The sequence below is a fragment of the Peribacillus sp. P4_D6 genome (genome assembly GCF_056401795.1).
Genome location: NZ_JBFUIQ010000293.1, coordinates 1 through 1,951 on the forward strand (window position 1 = coordinate 1; position 1,951 = coordinate 1,951).

3 protein-coding genes are annotated in these 1,951 nt (G+C 44.0%); all 3 read right to left on the reverse strand.

Features of this window, described 5'->3' with window-relative positions; all coding sequences use genetic code 11:
* Positions 1-867, reverse strand: an 867-nt coding sequence (locus AC1DVB_RS26880) for a ComEC/Rec2 family competence protein (protein ID WP_477591873.1), incomplete at its 3' end; no start/stop codon positions are given.
* A 17-nt stretch (positions 868-884) separates the two neighbouring features.
* On the reverse strand, positions 885-1,445 hold the full coding sequence (locus tag AC1DVB_RS26885) for a ComE operon protein 2 (protein WP_098865770.1): 561 nt from the start codon (positions 1,443-1,445) through the stop codon (positions 885-887).
* A gap of 68 nt (positions 1,446-1,513) precedes the next feature.
* On the reverse strand, positions 1,514-1,951 hold a 438-nt coding region (locus AC1DVB_RS26890), incomplete at its 5' end, for a helix-hairpin-helix domain-containing protein (RefSeq protein WP_477591875.1).

The following is a 1,951-nucleotide window of genomic DNA, read 5'->3' on the forward strand; positions in this document are numbered from 1 at the left end:
GGATCGCACCACTGATGGACTGGCACCTGAAAGTAACATGTAAACCGGAAGGAAGAGTAAGATGGCCATCATCATTCTTTCCCGTGTAATCCCAACCCTGATGCCGATGTAAAATAACACCCCCGTTAAAAAACTGACATGAAGGCCGGAAATCGCCAGTAAATGAACCAACCCCAACCGCTGATAATTAGTAAGGTCCCCTTCATCTATATATCTCTGGTCACCGAATATGAGCGCTGTGACAAAACCGCTCGACTCTTCAGGAAAGTGTTCTCTAATATATGCAATCCCCTTCAGGCGCAAATTACGAATCGAAAGCAGAATCGAGTTTCCACCTTCTTTGCATTCTTGAAATGAAATGGAATCCGCTTTGAATATCCAATGGGTGCCGTGGCGGAAAAGATAACGCTGGTAATCGAAACTGTTTTCATTCCTGTTTTTCTCGGGAATTTGCAATGTCCCTTCAGCCGGACAAGATAAACCGATTCGCAGAAACTGACTAAGCTTTTCCTGTTCCAATTCGGTCGTGATTTTATAACGAAGCAATAGCCGTTCGCCTTTCTCACTGCCAATGAATCCTTTTAATGAATTTCCATCTATATTCGGTTGGTCGGTAAATGTGATGATAAATTGGCTTTCCGTTCCATGATAGGCAGTTTTGTTTCGGTGATCGGAGAAGGAGGCGGCCCCTAAAAATATCCCCATGATCACCAAATGAAAACTAAGGGCCTTCACACTTAAGCCCACCGAAAAATAAAGGAAACAGAGAAAAATTAGGATAATGATCAGCAGCCTTACATTTAAAAGAGAATGGGCCGTAACACCAAATGTAGCTGAAACGGCCAGTAAGATAAGATGTCTGGCCATGCCTGCCCCCGTCCTATTTAATTTTCGAATATCTGATTGGCCTGCTTTTCCAGTTCCAATAAATCTTCTTTTCCCAGACCGTTTTGTTCAAGTTGAGCTAGCAATGAGAATACAAAGTCCTTTTTTTGTTTTCCATTCACATCGATGGCCCCTTTCGCTTCAACCTTCTCGGTCTTGACACCCGCCTGTCTGAATAATTCGAGGGCATATGGATGATTTTTGTAATCCTCGGCATAATAAACGGCCTTTATGCCAGCTTGGATGAGTGATTTACAGCACTGAAGACACGGAAAATGCGTCACATATATTTCCGCCTGATCAGTCGGCACCCCAAATTTCGCACATTGTAAAAGTGCATTCATTTCTGCATGTATCGTTCTGACACAATGGTTATCAATTACATAACAGCCGTCATCAATACAATGCGTCCCTCCCGCAATGGACCCATTATATCCCCCGGCAATGATTCGATTGTCCCTGACGATGGTCGCCCCTACAGTGAGGCGTGTACATGTGCTTCTTAAAGCTAATAAATGGCTTTGTGCCATGAAATATTGATCCCAACTAATTCTGTTCATGTTGTATCCCCTTACCCCTAGAATGATTTTCTTCAATTTTACCCTCTTCCTGTCCATTTGTGTAGCATTCATTTCACCGAAATGGAATCCCGTAACCTTTCAAACGTTTTATCGCCGATTCCCGTAACCTGCTTCAATTCATCGACCTCCTTGAATTTCCCTATCGTCTCCCTGTATTCCAGGATCGCATTCGCTTTGGATGGTCCAATTCCCGTCAAGGTTTGCAAATCTTCCTGTGTAGCAGTATTCAAGTTCACCAGCCCTCCTGACGTACCCTTAGTGATGGCATCACCAGACGTCCCGACTTGTATATTCTCAAAGTCCCCTTTGTCTTCTTCACCTATTTCCGGAACATAAATGACCATTTGATCTTCGATGATTTGGGCAAAATTCACTTTATCCGTGTCCGCCTTTTCCGTAAAACTGCCCGCAGCCGAAATCAAATCAATCACCCGATCACCTGCCTGTGCAGTAAAGATGCCCGGGGACTTGACCGCTCCTTTAAC